The organism is Sphingomonas hengshuiensis (genome assembly GCF_000935025.1).
In the GTDB taxonomy this organism is placed as follows: Bacteria; Pseudomonadota; Alphaproteobacteria; order Sphingomonadales; family Sphingomonadaceae; genus Sphingomonas; species Sphingomonas hengshuiensis.
The window spans coordinates 2,227,151-2,246,322 of record NZ_CP010836.1; the positions used below are offsets into that span (position 1 = coordinate 2,227,151).

Sequence of the window (19,172 nt, forward strand, 5' to 3'; positions counted from 1 at the left end):
TGTCGTGGGCGATAGCAAGCCTGACGGACTGCACAAGCTTGAAGGGCGCGTCCTACCGCCCTAAAGCACGCCCGAACCTCCTCGAACGAACGGCCCTTCATGCTCAAATTCTTCCGGAACTTCACCAAGTCGCGCTACGGCCTGATCGCGGTGTTCGTGTTCCTAGGGCTCATCGCGCTTGCCTTCGCGGCCAGCGACATCACCGGCGTCCGCACCACGAGCGGCGGCAGCACCGGCGGCGTCGTGGCCAAAGTGGGGGGGACCGACATCACCGATACCGAAGTGAAGGAGCGGATCGACCGCTTCATCCGCGGGCTTCAGCAGCAGGGCCAGAACGTCACCGTCGAGCAGTTCCTCGCCGAGGGCGGGCTCGAGCTTGCCGTGGACGAAATGATCAACAGTGCCGCGCTGGTCGAATTCGCCAAGCAATCGGGGATGCAGGTCAGCAAGAAGCTGGTCGATGGCGAAATCGCCAGCAACCCGTCCTTCGCGGGCTTTGACGGCAAGTTCAGCCAAAAGACCTATGAGGATCTGCTCGCGCAGAACCGCATCTCGCCGGTCGCCTTCCGCAACAGCCTGACCGACGAGCGCTACAGCAACTGGCTGATCAACCGCGCCACGGTCAGCGCGCAGATCCCCGACGGCGTCGTCCTCCCCTATGCGTCGCTGCTGCTCGAACGCCGCACCGGCATTGTCGGGCTGGTCTCGACGATCGCGATGGACCCCGGCGCCGACCCGGACGAAAAGACGCTGACCGCCTATTACACCAGCAATCGCGCCCGCTATTCGGTGCCGCAGCGCCGGATCGTCCGCTATGCGCTGGTCAAGCCCGACGCGCTGCGCGCCACGCTCGCCGCAACCGATGCGGAGATCGCGGCGGCGTACAAGGCCAATGCCGCGCGCTATGCCGCCAGCGAGAAGCGCAGCGTGCGCCAGCTGATCGTGCTCGACCAGGCGACCGCCAACAATGTCGCGGCGCAGGTGAAGGCGGGCAAGGCGATCACCGCCGTCGCCACCGCCGCCGGGCTGGAGCCGACCAATTTCGACGCGGTGGAAAAGGCCGCCTTGGCGCGCCAGACGACGACTGCGATCGCCGACGCCGCCTTCGCCGCACCGCAGGGCGGCGTCGTAGGCCCGGTGCGCTCGCAGCTCGGCTGGCATGTGCTCCAGGTCGAGAAGGTCGAAAAGATCGCCGCACGCACGCTGGAGCAGGTTCGCAGCGAGCTTGCCGACGAAGTCACCCAGCGCAAGACCGCAGAGGCTCTCGCCACGACTCGGCAGAGCATCGAGGACGGCATTGGCGACGACAAGAATTTCGACGAGACGATCGCCGCCGCCAAGCTCACGGCCGCGGTCACCCCGGCGCTGACCGCCGCGGGCACCAACCCCGACGATGCCGCCTATCAGCCCGATCCGGCGCTCGCCGCGATCATGCGTGCCGGCTTCGCCGCGACCGACCCGAATGACGACCCGCAGGTCGTGCCGGTCGGGCCCGATGGAAGCTTCGCCGTGGTCAAGCTCGACCGCGTCGTCGCCGCCGCCCCTCGCCCGCTCGCGCAGATCCGCGATCAGGTGAACAAGGACTATCTGGTCGAACAGGCGCTGCAAAAGGCACGTACGGCGGCCAATGCCGTCGTCGCGAAGCTCCAGAAGGGCGTGCCGATGCAACAGGCGCTGAGCGAAGCGGGCGTGACCAAGGGTCCGGCGCCGAAGCCGTTCGACTTCAAGCGCGCCGAAGTGCTTTCGCAGCAGATGGCGCCGTCGATCCAGATGGCGTTCCGCATGGCACCCAAGACCGCCAAGCTGGTCCAGGCGGAGAACCGCGCGGGCTATTATGTCGTCTATCTCGACGCCGTCGAACAGCACAGCGCCGCGGGCGACCGTGCCGCGATCGATCGCGTCCGCGCCGACATCGCGCCGCAGCTGGGCGGCGAATATGCCCGCGAATTCATCCAGTCGGTGCGCAGCCACATCAAGGTGACGCGCAACGACAAGGCGATCGCGGCGTTGCGCGCCGATCTGAGCCGCCAGGGCACGGCGGCCCGCTGAGCGTGGTACAGGGCGCCGAAGCCGCGCGCACCGCGCTCGCCGCGGGGCGCCCGGCGCTCCTCTGGCGGCGCCAGGTCGCCGATACCGAGACTCCGGTCGCCGCAGCGCTCAAGCTGATCGAGCCCGGGCGCGGCGATTTCCTGCTCGAATCGGTCGAGGGCGGCGCCACGCGCGGGCGCCACAGCCTGATCGGCCTTGCCCCCGACCTGGTGTTCCGCGCCACCGCCGGGGATGCGGCGATCAATCGCCGCTGGCTGACCGATCGCGCCGCCTTTGCCGATTGCGACGCGCCCGCGCTGGAGGCGCTACGCGCGCTGGTCGGCGCCTGCCGGATGGAGGTGCCGCCCGAACTGCCCCGCGCGCTTGCCTGCCTCGTCGGCTATTTCAGCTATGAGACGATCGGGCTGGTCGAGACGCTGCCGCGTCCGCCTGCCAATCCTCTGGGCGTGCCCGACATGATGTTCGTGCGCCCGACGGTGATCCTGATCTTCGACCGGCTGGCCGATTCGCTGTTCCTGGTCGCGCCGGTATGGCCCGACGCCGATACCGCGCCCGACGCGCTGGTCGAGGCCGCTGCCGAACGCATCGAGGCGACCGCCGCGCGGCTCGCCGGCCCCGCCCTCCCCGCGCCCGTCCGCGCCGAACCCGCCGAGATCGCGCTCAGCCCGGTGCTGGCGCCCGGTCGCTATGGCGAGATGGTGGCGCAGGCGAAGGACTATATCGCCGCGGGCGACATTTTTCAGGTGGTGCTGGCGCAGCGCTTCACCGCGCCGTTCACGCTGCCCCCGTTCGAACTCTACCGCGCGCTCCGCCGCGTGAACCCCTCGCCCTTTCTCTATCATCTCGACTTGCCCGGCTTCGCGCTGACCGGGTCGAGCCCGGAGATTCTGGTGCGCGCGCGCGACGGCGAAATCACGATCCGCCCGATCGCCGGCACCCGCCCGCGCGGCAAGACCGCCGCCGAGGACGAGGCAAACCGCACCAGCCTGCTCGCCGATCCCAAGGAGCGCGCCGAGCATCTGATGCTGCTCGATCTGGGCCGCAACGATGTCGGCCGCGCGGCGGACGCGGGCAGCGTGCGCGTGACCGACAGCTACACCGTCGAATTCTACAGCCATGTCATGCACATCGTCTCGAACGTCGTCGGCCGGCTGAAGCCGGGCAGCGACGCGCTCGACGCGCTGTTCGCGGGCTTTCCGGCGGGCACCGTCAGCGGCGCGCCAAAGGTGCGCGCGTGCCAGATCATCGCCGAGCTGGAGCCCGAAACGCGCGGGCCCTATGCGGGCGGGGTCGGCTATTTCTCGCCCGACGGCTCGATGGATTCATGCATCGTGCTGCGCACCGCGCTGGTCAAGGACGGGGTGATGCACGTCCAGTCGGGCGCGGGCATCGTCGCCGATTCGGACCCCGCCTATGAACAGCGCGAATGCGAGGCAAAGGCCGGCGCGCTGATCGCCGCCGCGCGCGAGGCCATCGCGCGGGCGGCGGAAAGCGGCTTCGGCCAGTAAAGGGTGATGACGACCCCATAAACCCGTTCGTGCTGAGCCTGTCGAAGCACGGTGAGTCTCACTGCCCCTTCGACAAGCTCAGGGCGAACGGTGGGGGGATGACTCAAGCTGATGTCATCCAACTCTAGCGGCGGGCAGCGCGCCGTCGCGCGCCGCCCCACCCCCCTCAATTATCGTCGGTCGGCTCGGCCGCAGCGCGCGCCTTGGCTTCGCGGTCGAGCTTCTCCTGCGCCCATTGCTGGATGAACTTGCGCGTGCAGCCGGTCTGGCCGCCGCTGCCGACCGGCGAGCAGCTGTTTGGCAGCCCCGCGCGATTGACTTCCTCGACCACTTCCATCCGACGCGACCAGGCCTGGCCGGTCGGGCCGTCCTTGGGCTGGTCGCGGAAACGCTTGGGAATGCGATAGGGCGAATCGCCCGCGACTGCGCACACCACGATCTCGTCGGGGTCCTGCGTCTTGGGGCATGCCTCGTCGGCGAACAGCAGCACCGAACGGACGCGCTTGGGCGGGCCGTCGGGGGTGGTCTTGTCCTGCTGCGCGGCGGACGGCTTTTCCGGCGCGTCCTGTGCGGCGGCGGGGACGGCGGCCAGCGCCGCTAGGGCGATCAGCATCTTGGCAATCATGGAAACTCCTGGAACTCGAAACCTGCACGCCCTCTGCCGCGCCACCCTTGCGCCGCACTATGGCCGTGCCAAGGCAAATATGCGCCGCACCGATTGTGGGAATCCGCGAAACCCCCTAGTTCGGCGCGCATGATCCTCGTGCTCGACAATTATGACAGCTTCACCTGGAACCTCGTCCACTACCTGATGGAGCTGGGCGCGGAGGTTCAGGTCGTCCGCAACGACGCGCTGACCGCGCGCGACGCGATCGCCAGCAATGCGCAGGCGTTCCTGATCTCGCCCGGCCCCTGCACCCCGAACGAGGCGGGGATCAGCCTCGATCTGGTCGCCGCCTGCGCCGATCTGGGCAAGCCGCTGCTCGGCGTGTGCCTGGGGCATCAGGCGATCGGCCAGCATTTCGGCGGCAGCGTGGTGCGCGGCGGGCTGATGCACGGCAAGACCTGCCCTGTCGAGCATGACGGCACCGGACTGTTCACCGACCTCCCCTCGCCCTTCACCGCGACGCGCTATCACTCGCTGATCGTCACCGACATTCCCGATACGCTGGTGGTCAACGCGACGGCGAGCGACGGATCGGTCATGGGCTTCCGCCACCGCGAGCTGCCGATCCACGGCGTCCAGTTCCACCCCGAAAGCATCGCGACCGAGCATGGCCATGCGATGCTCGCCAATTTCCTGCGCGCCGCGGGCATCGATGCGAAGGCGCTGGCGTGACGCGCATCGCGCTCCTCCCCGATCCGTCGTCGCCGCTTTCCCATGAAAGCGCCGCGCAGGCGTTCGGCGACATCCTCGACGGCGCGGTGCCGCCCGAGGCGATCGAAGCCTTCCTCATCGCGCTCGCGATCCGCGGCGAGACCAGCGTCGAGATCGCCGAGGCCGCGCGCGCATTGCGGGCGCGGATGCTCGCGGTGACGGCGCCCCCCGGCGCGATCGACGTGTGCGGCACCGGCGGCGACGGCCATCACACGCTCAACGTCTCGACCGCGGTCAGCCTCGTCGTCGCCGCCTGCGGCGTCCCCGTCGCCAAGCATGGCAACCGCGCCGCATCGTCCAAGGCAGGCGCCGCCGATACGCTCGAGGCACTCGGCCTCAACCTCGACCGCGCGACCGCCCGCGCCGAGGAATCGCTCCACGAACTCGGCATCGCCTTCCTCTTCGCACAGCACCACCATCCCGCGCTCGCCCCGATCGCGCCGATCCGCCGCCGCATCGGGCGCCGCACGATCTTCAACCTGATGGGGCCGCTCGCAAACCCCGCGCATGTCACGCGCCAGCTCATCGGCATTGCCCGCCCCGACTATGCCGGCATCTATGCCGAGGCGCTCGTCCAGCTCGGCAGCGAGTCCGCAGCGGTGATTTCGGGCGAGGACGGGCTCGACGAACTGTCGACCGAAAGCGCGAGCGTGGTCGTCAATGTCGGCAGCGCCCGCCTCCCCACACGGATCGCGCCCGAGGATGCCGGGCTGCCCCGCCACCCGCTCGCCGCGATTCGCGGCGGGGACGCCGCCCATAACGCCCTCGCGCTGCGCCGCCTGCTCCGGGGCGAGCCCGGCGCGTATCGCGACGCGGTGCTGCTCAACGCCGCCGCCGCGCTGATGGTCGCGGGGCACGCCGACACGCTGGCCGAGGGCGCGGAGGACGCCGCCGAGGCGATCGACGCCGGGCTCGCCAACACGCTGCTCGATTGCTGGATCGCCTTTTGATGCCGACTATTCTCGACCGCATCCTCGAAACCAAGCGCGCCGAAGTCGCCGAGCGCAAGGCGCAGCCCCAGCCGCGCCCCGCGCCCACTGCCCCGCGCGGGTTCAAGGCCGCGCTCGACGCAAAGGTCGCGGCGGGCGGCTATGGCCTGATCGCCGAGATCAAGAAGGCCAGCCCGTCCAAGGGGCTGATCCGCCCCGATTTCGATCCCCCCGCCCACGCCCGCGCCTATCAGGCCGGCGGCGCCGCCTGCCTGTCGGTCCTCACCGACCGCGACTATTTCCAGGGGCATGAGGACTATCTGATCGCCGCGCGCGCCGCCTGCGCGCTGCCGGTGATCCGCAAGGATTTCATGGTCGACCCGTGGCAGGTCGAGGAGTCCCGCGCGATCGGCGCCGACGCGATCCTGATCATCGTCGCCGCGCTCGACAACGGCCAGATGGCGGAGATCGAGGCTGCTGCGATCGAACAGGGCATGGACGCCCTTGTCGAAGTCCATGACGCGCACGAGCTGGAGCGCGCATTGGCGCTGCGCTCGCGGCTGATCGGCGTGAACAACCGCAATCTCAAGACCTTCGAAGTCGATCTGCAAAAAACCTACGACCTTGTCCGCCACGCCCCCGCCGGCTGTACCTTCGTCGCCGAATCGGGGCTCACGACGCGCGCCGATCTCGACGCGATGGCCGAGCATGGCATCGCCTGCTTCCTGATCGGCGAGGCGCTGATGCGGCAGGACGATGTCGCGGCGGCGACGCGGGCGTTGGTCGGGTGACCGGGCTCACGCACCTCGACGAAAGCGGCGCCGCGCGCATGGTCGATGTCGGGGCCAAGCCCGTCACCCAGCGCGTCGCGGTAGCCACGGGCCGCATCACCATGTCCGCCGAAGCCGCCGCCGCGATCGCCGCGGGCGCGGTGCAAAAGGGCGATGTCCTCGCCACCGCGCGGATTGCGGGGATCATGGCGGCGAAGAAGACCGCCGAGCTGATCCCGCTCTGCCACCCGCTGCCGCTGTCGAGCGTCACGATCGACCTCGCGACCGATGCATCCGGCGTCACCGTCACCGCGACCGCAGCCACCGCGGCGCAGACCGGGGTCGAGATGGAGGCGCTCACTGCCGCCGGCGTCGCGCTGCTCACCGTCTATGACATGGCGAAGGCGCTCGACAAGGCGATGGTGATCGGCGGCGTCCGCCTGCTGTCGAAACGCGGCGGCAAGTCAGGCGACTGGACCGCGCCCGACTGATCCTCAGCCTGCGCTGCGGACCTTCATCGTGTTCGCCGCCAGCCGCCGAACCAGCCCGCTCAGCGTCGGATAGTTCGCCTTGTGATAGGCCGAGCTTTCCTCCAGCGCACCCGCCAGCCGGCGATGCGCCTCGCTCAGCGAATGATAGGGCACGCCGGGCAGCAGATGGTGGAGCGCATGGTAGCGCAGCCCGACCGGCGCCCACAGATAGGGCAGGAAGCCCGGCGTCGGCACGTTGACGCTGTCGAGATATTGCGCGGTGACCGTCAGCGGCTCGCCCTCATTCTCCCACAGATGCGCGACCAGCGTCCGCACCTGGTTGATCACCGCGACACCCGCGACGACGCCCAGATAGATGGCGAAAGCGCGCAGCGGGACCACCCCGGTGAACACCGCGGCAAGCAGCCCGATCGCGAACAGGCTGCACGCCAGTTCCTGCCAGAACCACTGGGTCTTGAGTTCGCCCTCGGGCGCGCGGCGTTCGAACTTGGGGTTGATCTGGAGCCCCGAATAGCGCGCCACGACGATGGTGCGCAGCTTGGGCGAAAGCAGCGACAACGGGCTGAGCACCGCGAAACGGACCAGCAGCGCGATCGGCGCAAGCACGGACACGATCAGGAACACCGGCAGCGTCCATGGCTTCATCAGCGCGAGCGGCAGATATTCGGGATCCTGATCGGTGCCATAGCGCGTGCGGGCATGGTGCAGGCTATGGACGCCCTCGTACATGAACGACGGCAGCAGCAGCGGCACGCCGACCAGCGCGTTCCACCCGAAGCGGAAAAACGGCAGTTGCGCGTGCTTCACATGCGTCAGTTCGTGGATGAACAGCCCGGCGCGATACAGCGCCAGGATCGCGACGATCGCGCCCAGCACCGCGACCAGCGGCGCCGGTGCGAGGATAGCAACCGCCAGCCCGGCATAGCCGACCAGCGCGGACGCAATGAAATCGCTCCAGTAGATCAACGGCTTCGGCGTATGCAGGTCGCGGGTCAGTTCGGCCGCCGCGCGCAGCATCGCCCGGTCGTCCGGCATCCCGGAAAGACGGACGCGCGCTGCCGGGGCCGGCGCCGGAGTCACGCCCTCTGCGGCGGACAAGTCGAGAGCAACGGATTTGGTCATGATCACAGCCATTGCCTTTAGATAGTGGCTTTCTGGTGGCATTACAGGGCCGTCGGGCGCGAACGCCGCCGCTCCCGGACAGCGCTTGACAGAGACCGGCCCACGCAGGACTGCATTGCGCGTCATCAAGGACGCCCCGTTCCGGCGTCAAAAAAGGGCCGACACACCGTGACCAGCGCCGATATCCAGATCCGCCCCGTTTCGGGCAAGGCCGACACCAAGGCATTTATCGAGCTGGCCTATCGCCTCAACGGCGACGACCCGAATTGGGTCGCCCCGCTGCGCGCCGAAGTGGCGGCGACGATCAGCCCGGCGAAGAATGGCTGGTTCAGCCACGCCGAGGCGCAATTGTTCCTGGCCGAGCGCGGCGGCATCGTGGTGGGGCGGATTTCGGCGCATATCGATCGGCTGGCGCTCGAAATGCCCGCCGATCAGGGCTTTGGCCCCGGCACCGGCTTTTGGGGCATGTTCGATGCCGAGGATGCCGAGGTCGCGACGGCGCTGATCACGCGCGCCGAACAATGGCTGGCGGATAAGGGCATGACGCGCGCGCTCGGGCCGGTCAGCCTGTCGATCTGGGAAGAACCCGGCCTGCTGACCAAGGGACATGATCACTCGCCGACGGTGCTGATGGGCCACCACCCCGCCAAATACAAGGGCTGGATCGAAGCGCTGGGCTATGCGCCCGCAAAGACGCTGGTGACCTTCGAAGTGCGGATCGATGCCCCCTTCCCGCCGCTGATCCAGCGCATCGTCGCAGCGGGCGAGAAGAATGCGCGGATCAAGATCCGCAAGGTGAACAAGGCGAAATTCGCCGAGGAGGCCGCGATCATCCTCGCGATCCTCAACGACGCATGGTCGGACAATTGGGGGTTCGTGCCGCTCACGCAGCCCGAGATCGACGATGTCGGCAAGAAGCTGAAGCCGCTGGTGTTCGAGGACCTGATCATGATCGCCGAACTCGACGGCGAACCCGTCGCCTTCATGGTCACGCTTCCGGATCTCAACGAGCCGCTGAAGGGACTGAAGGGCTCGCTGCTGCCGTTCGGCTGGGCCAAGCTGCTGCTATGGCTGCGCAAGCCCAAGGCGAACACGATGCGCGTACCCTTGATGGGCGTCGTCAAGCGATTGCAGGCGTCGCGTATGGCGAGCCAGCTCGCCTTCATGATGATCGAATATATTCGCCTGGCGGCGGTCGCCGATTATGGCGCGACGCGCGGCGAGATTGGCTGGATCCTCGAGGACAACCAGGGAATGGTTGCCATTGCCCAGGCGATCGAGAGCCGCGTGAACCGCGAATATGTGATCTACCAGAAGCCGATTGCCGGCTGAGGGGCTTTTTTGAGAATTCGCGAAATAGCGAATTCAGGCGGCACCGGCCCGCTCCCCCGCCCGGCCACCCATAGAATACTGCCGTTGGGTGGCCGGGCGGGGGAGCGGGCCGGTGCCGCGAAATGCGCCACGGCGCATTTTCAAAACAGTCTCTGACACAACTGCTGTCCCGCGGCGGTCGCGTTCGATCCGCCGCGGGCTGCAGAGGTTTACTTGCGGATCGCGCGGACCGGATCGACGCCGGTGTCGGCAATCCACTGGGCGCGGGTCTTGCAGACCTTGGGCGAGCGCAGGATCGTGCCGGTCGAGACTTCCGAGGGGACGCAATAGCGCTGAACCTTGGGCGCGGGGGTTTCGGTGGGGGCAGGCTTGCCTTCTTCCCGTGCGGCGAATGCCGGGGCCGATGCGCCCGCGACGAGCGCGGCAGCGGCGAAGATCGAAGCGATGCGAGCGGTGGTGCGAATGGTGTTCATGTCCTGACTCCTCTGGATTTGGCAGACGTGGCAGGCGCTCCTTCGTGCCGTCTCCGCCTGTACCAAAGCTATTGCATCCCCCGTGCCAGTTTCATGAGTGTAATGATTTCAATAGCTTAGCCTGAACATGACAAGCGTGTTACCGCCATAATACAGCAATAGGCGCCAAGAGTTGGGAATTTTCCCGAATGGACTGTTCGGATCAGGACAGTTGGGCGTTCGGAACCGGGCAGTCGGGCCCGCAAGCGCTCTCAGGCGCGCAGGCTGACCCAGGTCGGGGCGTGATCGCTGGCCTTTTCGCGGCCGCGATACGCCTTGTCGACGCCCGCGCCGGTCAGCCGGTCGGCGGCCTGCGGGCTGAGCAGCAGATGGTCGATGCGAAACCCGGCATCGCGCTGCCACGCGCCCGCCTGATAGTCCCAGAAGGTCCACAGCCCGCCGCCGGGAAACCGGGTGCGCAGCGAATCGGTCCAGCCCTGGGCGAGCAGCGCGCGATAGCGCTGGCGCGATTCGGGCTGCATCAGCGCATCCTCGGCCATCGCACGGACCGAGAAGGTATCGTCGTCGTTCGGGATGACATTGAAATCGCCGGCGAGCACCACCGGGCGCTCCTCGGCCAGCAACGCCCGCGCGCGCTCCGCCAGCCGGTCCATCCATTTGAGCTTATAGTCGAACTTCGGCCCCGGCTGCGGATTGCCGTTGGGCAGATAGATCGATGCGACGATCAGGTCGCCGATCTCGGTCTCGATATAGCGGCTATGCGCATCCTCGGGATCGCCCGCCAGCCCGCGTTGCCGCTCGACCGGCTGCGCGCCGCGCGCGAGCACGGCGACGCCGTTGAACCCCTTCTGCCCATGCCATACCGCGCCATAGCCGGCATCCTCGATGGGGCCGGTGGGCAGCGTCTCGTCGGCGCCCTTCAGTTCCTGGAGGCAGACGATGTCGGGCTTCTGCTCGTCGAGATACTCCAGCAGGCGCTCCATGCGCGCCTTGATCCCGTTCACATTGTAGCTGACGATCTTCAAGGCGGCGTCAGACCGAGAAGCTGGTGCCGCAGCCGCAGCCCGACGCGGCATTGGGATTGCCGACTGCGAAATGCGCGCCGCCCAGCGTATCGACGAAATCGACCTGCGCGCCGCGGACCAGGTCGAGGCTGACCGAATCGACCACCAGCCGGACGCCCTCGACTTCGGCGACGCTGTCATCGCTCTCGACGCCGTCGGACAGCGCGAACTTATACTGGAACCCCGAACAGCCGCCGCCTTCGACCGAAAGCCGCAGGATCGCGGGGCGCCCCTGCTTGGCCGCGATCGCGGCGACGCGCGCCGCGGCGGCGGGAGTGAGCGCTATGTCGGGCTGGGCGAGTGTCGTCATCCGGTGAAGATAGGCGCGCGGGGATCGCGAAGCAATGCGCGGAGCGGTACCGACAGGCCCCCAAAACGATAGGGGCGGCCTCATGGACCGCCCCCTTATCCTCCCCTGCAAACCGGAAAGCTTATTTGGCGGGACCGCCCACCCCGCCCTGTGCGTGCGCCGCGGCCAGATATTCGCCGGTCTGCAGGAACGGGACCGGGTTGACCGCACGACCATCGACCCGGACTTCATAATGGAGGTGGCTGCCGGTCGAACGCCCGGTCGAGCCCATCAGCCCGATCAACTGGCCGCGATGGACGCGGGTATTGTCGGCGACGAGGATCTTCGAAAGATGGCCATAGCGCGTCTCGATGCCGCGGCCATGGTTGAGCTGGACCAGATTGCCATAGCCGCCCTGCCGACCGGCATGGCTGACGACGCCATCGGCGGTCGCGTAAATCGGCGTGCCGATCGCGCCCGGAATATCGACGCCTGCGTGCATCGCGGCGGTGCCGCGGAACGGGTCGGAGCGGACGCCGAAGCTCGACGTGAAGACGACCTTGTCGACCGGCTGCATCGACGGGACCGAGATCACCGTCTGCTCGAGCATGTCGAGCTTCTTCCAGGTCTGGAACAGCGCGCGGAACTGGGCGTCGGCGCTTTCGGCGCTGGCGGAGTCGGTGGCGTCGTCGCTGTCGACCGGCTCATAGGGGCCGCCCATGCCGCCCTGGACCATCGCGAACCGCTCGGGCGCGAGGCCCAGGCGGCGGAGATGCACGGCGGTCTGGGCATAGCGGGCCTCACCCGCGGCGCGTGCCTTGCCGGCGAGCGCGACCTGGCGCGCCTCGACCTGGCGGAGCGGTGCGAGCACTTCGTCGGCGACGGCGCTGGTGCGCGGTGCCGCGGCGGGAACTTCGCTGGTGATCGCGTTGCGGTCGCCCTTGCCCGAAAGCACGGCGGAAATCAGCGCCTGCCGCTGCTCAACCCGCGCCGCCTGAAGCTTCGCCGCCTCCTTGGCGGCGGCAATATCAGCACGCATCGCTTCAAACTGCGCCCGCATCCGAGAAACCTGCGCCTCGGGCGAAGTCGGCATGTCGGTCACGCCGCTGATCTGGATCGCGCCGACCATCGCCTGCGCGACGCCATAGCCCGAGAATGCGACGGTAATCGTGGCGACTCCGGCGAGAAACGCCTGGGTCCGGCCCGCAATGCTGAACCGGCGCAGATCGCGCCCGTCGTGAAAAATGAAATCTCGGGTGGTAAAAAAAGATCGGAACCGCTCGGTGAGGTTCGCATTATCATTGGTGTTCGACGCGTTAGCCATGTGTCCCCGGCAAGTCACGGAAGCAGCACCGAATTGCGACCCGGTGTGGTGCCTCAAGTCCCCAATGTCGCAGCAGCAGCCCCTCCGCCTCTGGACACCATGGTTTTGGTCAGACCCGCGCGTCGCCCGCAAGGGGCTGATAATATTCTCGCGTCAGACCGGCTGCGAACCGCGCCGAGTCGTTGAACGGAGGCTTAATCAATCCGCGAAAATACGTGGTCACCAGCTGTCGCCAGGTTATTTCGGGTTCGAAACTGTCGCGCTTGCAGGCCGATTCGAACCAAAATGTCCCCGCGCGGACATGCCGCACCTCATCCTTTAAAATCCGCGCGAGGATTCGCGCCGTCACCGAATCACCCGCCGCTTCGAAGCGCTCGATCGTGCCCGGCGTCACGTCGAGCCCGCGCGCCTCGAGCACCATCGGCACGATTGCCAGCCGCGCGAGCGGATCGTGCGCCGTCACCGCCGCGGCGTCCCACAGCCCGTCATGCGCGGGCATCGCGCCATAGCGACTGCCAAGCTGGCGCAGCCGCCGGTCAAGCAGCGCGAAATGCATCGCCTCATCGGCGCCGACCTTCATCCAGTCATCGGTGAAGCCGCGCCCGAACTGGCCACCGAACCGCCCGATCATGTCGAATGCGAGGTCGATCGCGACGAACTCGATATGCGCGAGCGCGTGGATCAGCGCGATCCGTCCGCGTTCGGAGCCGCCCTTGCCCCGCCGCGGCATCCGGTTGGGCGGCAGCAGTTCGGGCGCCGCGGGTCGCGCAGGCCGATCGGGCATCGCCACATCGAACCGATGCGCCAGCCGCCCCAGTCGCCATTCGCGCGCGGCGAAGCGCGCCGCCATCGTCTTCGCGCGCGGATCGTCCGCATCGAGCACCGCCCGCACGGCTTCGGCGACACTGCGTTGCGGCATCAAGGTGCTCAGGCGGGAATCGCCTTGACCGACTCCAGCACGTCCACCGCATGCCCGGGCACCTTCACCCGCCGCCATGCGCGGAACAGCCGGCCATCAGGCGCAAACAGGAAGGTCGAGCGATCGATCCCCATATAGCGCTTGCCGTATAGCTGCTTCTCCACCCACACCCCGAACGCCTCCATCGCGTCGCCATTGGTGTCGGTGGCGAGGGACACAGTCAGGTCGTATTTGGCGATGAATTTCTGGTGCTTGATCGCCGGGTCCTTCGACACGCCGACGACCTGCGCGCCCAGCGCCTCGAACTCGGGCAGCAGCGCCGAGAAATCCTGCGCCTCGCGGGTGCAGCCCGACGTGTCGTCCTTGGGATAGAAATAGAGCACGAACGGGCGCCCGGCGCAGTCGGCGAGGTTCAGCTTGCCGCCATTGGGGGTGTCGAGCTCGACCGCGGGGAGTTTGTCGCCTTCCTCGATTGCCATGTCGATGTCCTTTTCAGCCGCCGCGGATCGCGGCCCAGCATGCCTGGACGTCCTGCCGGGTCCGTTCCAGCGACGCAACCACCGCGTCCCACGACTCGAGCCCCAGGGCGCGCGCGATCAGCGCCTGGGTCTCCGCATCGGGGGGCTGCGCATCGGGCGCGACGAGGCGCAGCGTCACCAGCAGCCGCGACAACAGGTCATGCGCCGCGCGCATCGACGCGGGCATCAGCCCTGCCGCGACCAGCGCATCGATCGCATCGGTCAGCCGCGGCGCGAAGCCGGTCCGGTGGACGAGCTGGAGCGTATGCACCGCGAATTCCAGGTCGACGAGCCCGCCCGGCAGCAGCTTGGCGTCCAGCGGCCCCTTGGGCGGCTTGTGCGCGGCCATGTCGTCGCGCATCTTCGCCGCATCGGCGACGATATCGCGCTCGGGCCGCGCACCGTTCAGCACTTCGTCGATGATCGCGGTCACCGCCGCGCGCGCCTCGGGCGATCCAAACACCGGGCGGGCGCGGGTCAGCGCCATATGCTCCCACGTCCACGCCTCCTCGCGCTGGTATCGCCGGAAACCGTCGAGCGACACCGCCAGCGGCCCCTGCGTCCCCGACGGGCGAAGCCGCGTATCGACGTCGTAGAGCGGCCCCGCGGCCGTCGCGACCGACAGCGCGCCGGTCACGCGCTGGCTCAGCCGGTTATAATAGGTCACCGCCCCGATCGGCTTCGGCCCGACCGATTCCGCCGCATAATCGCCGGTGAAGACATAGACGAGGTCGAGATCGGAGGCGTGGGTAAGCGCCTGCCCGCCCATCCGGCCCAGCGCCAATATCACCAGTTCGCTGTCGGGCACCCGGCCATGGACGCGCGCGAACTCCGCCACCGTCGCGCCGGCCAGCGTCTCGATCGCAGCTTCGGCCACCCGCGCATAGCCCGCCGACACCTCCAGCGGATCGCCGGCCCCCGCGACGATCTGCGCCCCCAGCGCAAACCGCTTTTCCCCGACCAGCCGGCGGACATGCTCAAGCTGCCACTGATAGTCCGCGCCGCGCTCGCATATCGACATCTCGGCAGCCAGCGCGGCGATGCCGGGCATCGGGTCCAGCGCGGTCGCGTCGATCAGCCCGTCGAGCAGCTCCGCGCGGCGCCCCAATTGCTCGGCCAGCGTCGGCGCATGGCACAGGATCGCGCTCAGCAATTGGGTGAGCCCCGGCTGCGCCTCCAGCAGCCGGAAGAAATTGATCGCGCTCGGCAATCGCGACAGCATCGCGTCGAAGCGCGTGATCGCGTGCGTGCTGTCCGGGGCATGCGCGAACGCGTCGATCAGTCCGGGGAGCAGCGCCTCCAGCGCCTCGCGCGCCGCCGGGCTGCGCAGCGCGGGATAACTGCCCCCGCGCCAGCCCGCAACGATCCGCGCCGCCCCCGCCGCATTGTCGAAACCGGCATCGGCCAGCCGCGCCTGAAGCCCATCGCCGCCGGAGGGCAGCCGCGGCGCGCCGTCATCGGCAAGCGCATCATAGGTCGCGCCCACCTTCTCGATATGCGGGCGCAGCCCGGCGAGCAGCGCCTCCCCGTCCGCCAGCCCATCCAGCCGCGCGACATTGTCGAGCGCCGCGCGATCGGCGGGAAGCCGGTGCGTCTGGAGGTCGTCGACCATCTGGAGCCGGTGCTCGGCGGTCCGCAACGCGACATAGGCGGCGCACAGCGCCTCCGCCTCCCCGCGCCCGATCCATCCCGCCTCCGCCAGCGCCGCCAGCGCATCGCGCGTGGCGGGCGCACGCAGCGCCGGATCGCGCCCGCCGTGAATCAACTGGTGGATCTGCGCGAAGAACTCGATCTCGCGGATTCCCCCGCGCCCGCGCTTCAGGTCATAGCCCGGCCCGAACGCCTGCGACTGCGCATAATGATCGCGAATCCGCCGCGATATGTCGCGAATCTCGCGGATCGCCCCGAAATCGAGCGCGCGGCGCCACACGAATGGCCGGATCGCCGCGAGGAACTGTTCGCCCAGCGCGCGATCGCCAGCACAGGCCCGCGCGCGGATGAACGCCGCCCGTTCCCAGGGCAGCGCCTGCGATTCATAATAAGCAATCGCGGCCTCGACCGGCAGCGCGATCGGCGTTGCCTCAGGCGACGGGCGCAGCCGCAGGTCGACGCGCAGCACATAGCCGTCGCCGTCGGGCGTCTGGAGCAGCTCGACCATCCGCCGCGCGATCCGCACCGCCGCATCCTCGACCTCCTCACGCGGACGGCAGGGCAGCGTGACCGGATCGTAGAGCAGGATCGGGTCGACATCGGACGAATAGTTCAGCTCGCGGCTGCCCTGCTTGCCCAGCGCGATCGCAGTGAAGCCGCGCGGTTCGGCATCGGGGGTTCGCTCGCGGATCGCGGTGCGGATCGCGCGATCGATCGCGTCATCGGCAAAATCGCTGAGCAGGCCCGTCACCCGGGTGAGGTCGAACTGCCCCGACAGGTCGCCGAGCGCGACCAGCAAGGCGAGCCGGCGCCGCTCGATCCGCAACCGCCGCGCCTCGGGCATATCCCCGGACAGCGCCCGCGCCGCCGCGAGCGGGTCGGCGAGCGCCGCCTCCAGATTCTCCGCCAGCGCCGGCTCACGCGCCAGCAGCAGCGCCAGGAACGGGGCATGCGCCTGGGCTCGGGATCGCGCGCCTTCGAGGCTAGCGGCAGAAAATACTGCTTTCATTCCAGTCATTTCCGCTAGATTGCTAAATGCGACGGTTGGAGCAACAAAAGTTAGGTTTGGACGTTGTAAACTTCGTGATCAGACCTTTAACCCCTGTCGCCTCCAGCGCCCATGCACCCTATCGGGTAGAGCAGCCGTGCGCCAGCGACGCGGTTAAGCTCGCATTGCGCGATGCCTATACGGGCGAATTAGATCTGCCGGACGATTTCGCAATCTTGCTGCGCCGCCTCGACGAATACGAGCAGCGCTGACAGAAGCTGCCGCCGCGGCGTGATTGCGCCGGGCGGGTCTTATTTCTGAAAATCGGGGCATGCCATTGCGGCGCTGCGGGCGTCCAGTGACGGAGCGCGTCGCTTGATGTACGCCACCCCCCACCGCGCCGGATCACCGGTCGCGGCTGAGGTCGTCGACTTCGCGCATGATCGTGTCGAGCGCGGTCTTGCCGTCCTGGTTGACGGGCGCATCACGGCGCGACGGCAATTGGCCGTCGGTCATCAGCGCTTCCAGCGCCACGCGGCCACGCGCGACGCGGCTCTTGATCGTGCCGACCGCGACGTTGCAGATTTCCGCCGCTTCCTCATAGGCAAAGCCGCCCGCGCCGACGAGGATCAGCGCCTCGCGCTGCGGCTGCGGCAGGTGCATCAGCGCGCGCTGCATATCGGCCAGTTCGACATGGCGATCCTGGCTGGCGGGTGCCGCGAGCAGCCGGTCGGCGACCAGATCGTCCCACTCGCCCTTGAAGCGCGCGCGGCGCATCTGTGACAAATACAGGTTGCGCAGGATGATGAAGGTCCAGGCGCGCATATTGGTGCCCGCCTGGAACCGCTGGCGCGCCGCCCATGCCTTGAGCAGCGTTTCCTGGACGAGATCGTCGGCCAGGTCGCGGCTGCCCGACAGCGACCGCCCGAAGGCGCGCAGATGCGGGATCACCGTTGCGAGCTGCTTCTTGAACTCCGGATCGGAAAGCGAGACATGCTCGTATGCCGCCGGCTCCGCTTCGCTCGCGCGATCGTCGGGTTGATCGGACTGAGTCATTCGCTCCCGTTCAGTAGCGCTTGCCGCAAATCGGCTTGAAGGTGAAATAGGTGCGATTGCAGCGATTTACCACCACGCTCCGGCTCGATTGCTCAAGACCAGAGTATGATGGCAAATGCTATGATCACCAGCACCAGCGAGATTCCAAGGACGTAACGCGTCATGCCGACTGTGGTGCCAGCGCGTGCGCGATCGGTGCCGAGTTCGGTGGTGTCGTCTTTGTCAGCCATAATCGTTGAACCCCCGAAAACCGTTTTGGGTCCGTATCATGTGGAACCCGCCGCGATTTTTCGGGGTGTTCGTCAGGCCGGAACGGTCGCTTCGTCGAAAAACAGCGCCTGGCTGATCGTCGTCTTCACGGTTTCGCGCTGGAACGGCTTGGTAATCAGGAAGGTCGGCTCGGGCCGCTCGCCGGTCAGCAGTCGCTCGGGGAACGCAGTGATGAAGATCACCGGCACGCTGAACTCGGCAAGGATGTCCTTGACTGCGTCGATCCCCGAGCTGTCGTCGGCGAGCTGGATGTCGGCGAGCACGAGGCCCGGGCGATCCTCCATCGCGAGCGCCACGGCTTCGTCGCGGGTAACGGCGACCCCGGTGACTTCATGACCCAGGTCGCGGACAATCTGCTCCAGGTCCATCGCGATCAGCGGCTCGTCCTCGATGATGAGCACGCGGGTGCGCGTCTGGCTCTCGATTTCGGACACCGCTTCGCTCACCAGCTTCGCGACATCGTGCGGGCTTTCCTCGATCAGATAGCCTGCATCCTCGACGCTGAACCCCTCGACCGTGGTCAGCAGCAGTGCCTGGCGCGACAGCGGCGTGAGCCGCGCGAGCCGCTTGCGGGCGATCGCCTCGCCGTCGCTGGGATAATCTTCGGCGATTTCATCTTCCTCGAGATGCGTCGACTGCCAGATCGCCTGGAAGGTGCGATACAGGCCCAGACGCGGATCGACTTCGCGGGGGAACTGGTCCGGCGCGGCGACGATCGCCTCCAGCGCGGCACGAACATAGCGGTCCCCCTCGGCCTGGTTGCCGGTCAGCGCCCGCGCATAGCGCCGCAGCAGGGGGAGGTGAGGCGCGAGTTGCTGTCCAAGCGACATAAGCGAACAATTCTCCTTCGAGTGCGCAGGCCGCTTTTTCGGCCCCGCGCGGGTGTATTGCAATCGATTCTACAGTCCGAAGGAGCCCCTCCCCGGATTTCGCATCGCCTGTGGAACAATCGACGCGCTATTTGGTTTCATCGCTCGAGCCGTATGGTGCCATCGTGCACCGCCGGGCGTCCGCGCCCGGCGGCTTTGTCAGCATTCCAGTG

Annotated in this window: 20 protein-coding genes; 8 read left to right on the forward strand and 12 right to left on the reverse strand. The window is 67.8% G+C overall.

Going from position 1 to position 19,172, the window contains the following annotated elements:
• Positions 1–99: 99 nt before the first annotated feature.
• On the forward strand, positions 100–2,049 hold the full coding sequence (locus TS85_RS09835; protein WP_044331905.1) for a peptidylprolyl isomerase: 1,950 nt from the start codon (positions 100–102) through the stop codon (positions 2,047–2,049).
• Positions 2,050–2,051: 2 nt separating this feature from the next.
• Positions 2,052–3,557, forward strand: coding sequence for an anthranilate synthase component I (gene trpE, locus TS85_RS09840; protein WP_044331906.1), 1,506 nt, complete (start codon positions 2,052–2,054; stop codon positions 3,555–3,557).
• A 166-nt stretch (positions 3,558–3,723) separates the two neighbouring features.
• On the opposite strand, the gene TS85_RS09845 is transcribed toward trpE, so the two are convergent.
• Positions 3,724–4,182, reverse strand: coding sequence for a hypothetical protein (locus tag TS85_RS09845; protein WP_044331907.1), 459 nt, complete (start codon positions 4,180–4,182; stop codon positions 3,724–3,726).
• 129 nt (positions 4,183–4,311) lie between these two features.
• Between TS85_RS09845 and TS85_RS09850 the strand changes: the two genes are divergently transcribed.
• Genes TS85_RS09850 through moaC form a run of 4 tightly spaced genes read left to right on the forward strand, consistent with a single transcriptional unit; the run spans position 4,312 to position 7,125 of the window.
• On the forward strand, positions 4,312–4,896 hold the full coding sequence (locus TS85_RS09850; protein ID WP_044331908.1) for an anthranilate synthase component II: 585 nt from the start codon (positions 4,312–4,314) through the stop codon (positions 4,894–4,896).
• Positions 4,893–5,885 (forward strand): anthranilate phosphoribosyltransferase, encoded by a 993-nt coding sequence (gene trpD / locus TS85_RS09855; protein WP_044331909.1) that lies wholly within the window; start codon positions 4,893–4,895, stop codon positions 5,883–5,885. Before TS85_RS09850 ends, trpD begins: the two co-directional genes overlap by 4 nt.
• Positions 5,885–6,655, forward strand: a complete 771-nt coding sequence (gene trpC, locus TS85_RS09860) for an indole-3-glycerol phosphate synthase TrpC (protein WP_044331910.1) — start codon at positions 5,885–5,887, stop codon at positions 6,653–6,655. The genes trpD and trpC overlap by 1 nt, the downstream gene beginning before the upstream one ends.
• Complete coding sequence (gene moaC, locus TS85_RS09865; protein ID WP_044331911.1) at positions 6,652–7,125, forward strand: cyclic pyranopterin monophosphate synthase MoaC; 474 nt, start codon at positions 6,652–6,654, stop codon at positions 7,123–7,125. Before trpC ends, moaC begins: the two co-directional genes overlap by 4 nt.
• Before the next feature lie 3 nt (positions 7,126–7,128).
• Here the strand turns inward: moaC and TS85_RS09870 are convergent, their stop codons facing one another.
• On the reverse strand, positions 7,129–8,247 hold the full coding sequence (locus tag TS85_RS09870) for a fatty acid desaturase family protein (RefSeq protein WP_155006581.1): 1,119 nt from the start codon (positions 8,245–8,247) through the stop codon (positions 7,129–7,131).
• 168 nt (positions 8,248–8,415) lie between these two features.
• On the opposite strand from TS85_RS09870, the gene TS85_RS09875 reads away from it, so the two are divergent.
• The gene (locus TS85_RS09875; protein WP_044331913.1) at positions 8,416–9,579 is read left to right on the forward strand and encodes a hypothetical protein; all 1,164 of its coding nucleotides are present in this window, start codon (positions 8,416–8,418) and stop codon (positions 9,577–9,579) included.
• A gap of 209 nt (positions 9,580–9,788) precedes the next feature.
• Here TS85_RS09875 and TS85_RS09880 read toward each other — a convergent pair whose 3' ends face one another.
• From TS85_RS09880 to TS85_RS09910, 7 genes are all read right to left on the reverse strand, one after another.
• The gene (locus tag TS85_RS09880; RefSeq protein ID WP_044331915.1) at positions 9,789–10,052 is read right to left on the reverse strand and encodes a hypothetical protein; all 264 of its coding nucleotides are present in this window, start codon (positions 10,050–10,052) and stop codon (positions 9,789–9,791) included.
• A gap of 251 nt (positions 10,053–10,303) precedes the next feature.
• A complete protein-coding gene (gene xth / locus TS85_RS09885) occupies positions 10,304–11,077 on the reverse strand; it encodes an exodeoxyribonuclease III (RefSeq protein ID WP_044331917.1) in 774 nt (257 codons plus the stop codon).
• Between the two features lie 7 nt (positions 11,078–11,084).
• Entirely contained in the window at positions 11,085–11,426 is a 342-nt protein-coding gene (gene erpA / locus TS85_RS09890; RefSeq protein ID WP_044331919.1) for an iron-sulfur cluster insertion protein ErpA, read from the reverse strand.
• Positions 11,427–11,547: 121 nt separating this feature from the next.
• Positions 11,548–12,729 (reverse strand): M23 family metallopeptidase, encoded by a 1,182-nt coding sequence (locus tag TS85_RS09895; RefSeq protein ID WP_044331921.1) that lies wholly within the window; start codon positions 12,727–12,729, stop codon positions 11,548–11,550.
• 109 nt (positions 12,730–12,838) lie between these two features.
• Positions 12,839–13,648 (reverse strand): ferritin-like domain-containing protein, encoded by an 810-nt coding sequence (locus tag TS85_RS09900; RefSeq protein ID WP_044331923.1) that lies wholly within the window; start codon positions 13,646–13,648, stop codon positions 12,839–12,841.
• A gap of 8 nt (positions 13,649–13,656) precedes the next feature.
• Positions 13,657–14,127, reverse strand: a complete 471-nt coding sequence (locus TS85_RS09905; RefSeq protein WP_044331924.1) for a peroxiredoxin — start codon at positions 14,125–14,127, stop codon at positions 13,657–13,659.
• A 13-nt stretch (positions 14,128–14,140) separates the two neighbouring features.
• Positions 14,141–16,825 (reverse strand): bifunctional [glutamine synthetase] adenylyltransferase/[glutamine synthetase]-adenylyl-L-tyrosine phosphorylase, encoded by a 2,685-nt coding sequence (locus TS85_RS09910; protein WP_044331926.1) that lies wholly within the window; start codon positions 16,823–16,825, stop codon positions 14,141–14,143.
• A gap of 35 nt (positions 16,826–16,860) precedes the next feature.
• Here TS85_RS09910 and TS85_RS25345 point away from each other — a divergent pair, with 35 nt between their 5' ends.
• Positions 16,861–17,076: a hypothetical protein gene (locus TS85_RS25345; protein ID WP_162184670.1), complete on the forward strand. Its 216-nt coding sequence runs from the start codon at positions 16,861–16,863 to the stop codon at positions 17,074–17,076.
• Positions 17,077–17,209: 133 nt separating this feature from the next.
• Here TS85_RS25345 and TS85_RS09915 read toward each other — a convergent pair whose 3' ends face one another.
• The 3 genes from TS85_RS09915 to TS85_RS09920 all read right to left on the reverse strand — a co-directional run bounded on the left by TS85_RS09915 (position 17,210) and on the right by TS85_RS09920 (position 18,960).
• Positions 17,210–17,860, reverse strand: coding sequence for a sigma-70 family RNA polymerase sigma factor (locus TS85_RS09915; protein ID WP_044331927.1), 651 nt, complete (start codon positions 17,858–17,860; stop codon positions 17,210–17,212).
• Positions 17,861–17,952: 92 nt separating this feature from the next.
• Complete coding sequence (locus TS85_RS25845; RefSeq protein WP_173426223.1) at positions 17,953–18,090, reverse strand: hypothetical protein; 138 nt, start codon at positions 18,088–18,090, stop codon at positions 17,953–17,955.
• Positions 18,091–18,162: 72 nt separating this feature from the next.
• On the reverse strand, positions 18,163–18,960 hold the full coding sequence (locus tag TS85_RS09920) for a response regulator (protein WP_044331929.1): 798 nt from the start codon (positions 18,958–18,960) through the stop codon (positions 18,163–18,165).
• Positions 18,961–19,172: the final 212 nt, after the last annotated feature.

Excerpts from the sequence above, each read along its gene's own strand:
- TS85_RS09835 (WP_044331905.1), top strand. The coding sequence starts at position 100 with ATGCTCAAATTCTTCCGGAACTTCACCAAGTCGCGCTACGGCCTGATC.
- TS85_RS09845 (WP_044331907.1), bottom strand. The coding sequence starts at position 4,182 with ATGATTGCCAAGATGCTGATCGCCCTAGCGGCGCTGGCCGCCGTCCCC.
- TS85_RS09850 (WP_044331908.1), top strand. The coding sequence starts at position 4,312 with ATGATCCTCGTGCTCGACAATTATGACAGCTTCACCTGGAACCTCGTC.
- trpC (WP_044331910.1), top strand. The coding sequence starts at position 5,885 with ATGCCGACTATTCTCGACCGCATCCTCGAAACCAAGCGCGCCGAAGTC.
- TS85_RS09870 (WP_155006581.1), bottom strand. The coding sequence starts at position 8,247 with ATGACCAAATCCGTTGCTCTCGACTTGTCCGCCGCAGAGGGCGTGACT.
- TS85_RS09880 (WP_044331915.1), bottom strand. The coding sequence starts at position 10,052 with ATGAACACCATTCGCACCACCGCTCGCATCGCTTCGATCTTCGCCGCT.
- erpA (WP_044331919.1), bottom strand. The coding sequence starts at position 11,426 with ATGACGACACTCGCCCAGCCCGACATAGCGCTCACTCCCGCCGCCGCG.
- TS85_RS09895 (WP_044331921.1), bottom strand. The coding sequence starts at position 12,729 with ATGGCTAACGCGTCGAACACCAATGATAATGCGAACCTCACCGAGCGG.
- TS85_RS09900 (WP_044331923.1), bottom strand. The coding sequence starts at position 13,648 with ATGCCGCAACGCAGTGTCGCCGAAGCCGTGCGGGCGGTGCTCGATGCG.
- TS85_RS09905 (WP_044331924.1), bottom strand. The coding sequence starts at position 14,127 with ATGGCAATCGAGGAAGGCGACAAACTCCCCGCGGTCGAGCTCGACACC.
- TS85_RS09910 (WP_044331926.1), bottom strand. The coding sequence starts at position 16,825 with ATGAAAGCAGTATTTTCTGCCGCTAGCCTCGAAGGCGCGCGATCCCGA.
- TS85_RS09915 (WP_044331927.1), bottom strand. The coding sequence starts at position 17,860 with ATGACTCAGTCCGATCAACCCGACGATCGCGCGAGCGAAGCGGAGCCG.
- TS85_RS25845 (WP_173426223.1), bottom strand. The coding sequence starts at position 18,090 with ATGGCTGACAAAGACGACACCACCGAACTCGGCACCGATCGCGCACGC.
- TS85_RS09920 (WP_044331929.1), bottom strand. The coding sequence starts at position 18,960 with ATGTCGCTTGGACAGCAACTCGCGCCTCACCTCCCCCTGCTGCGGCGC.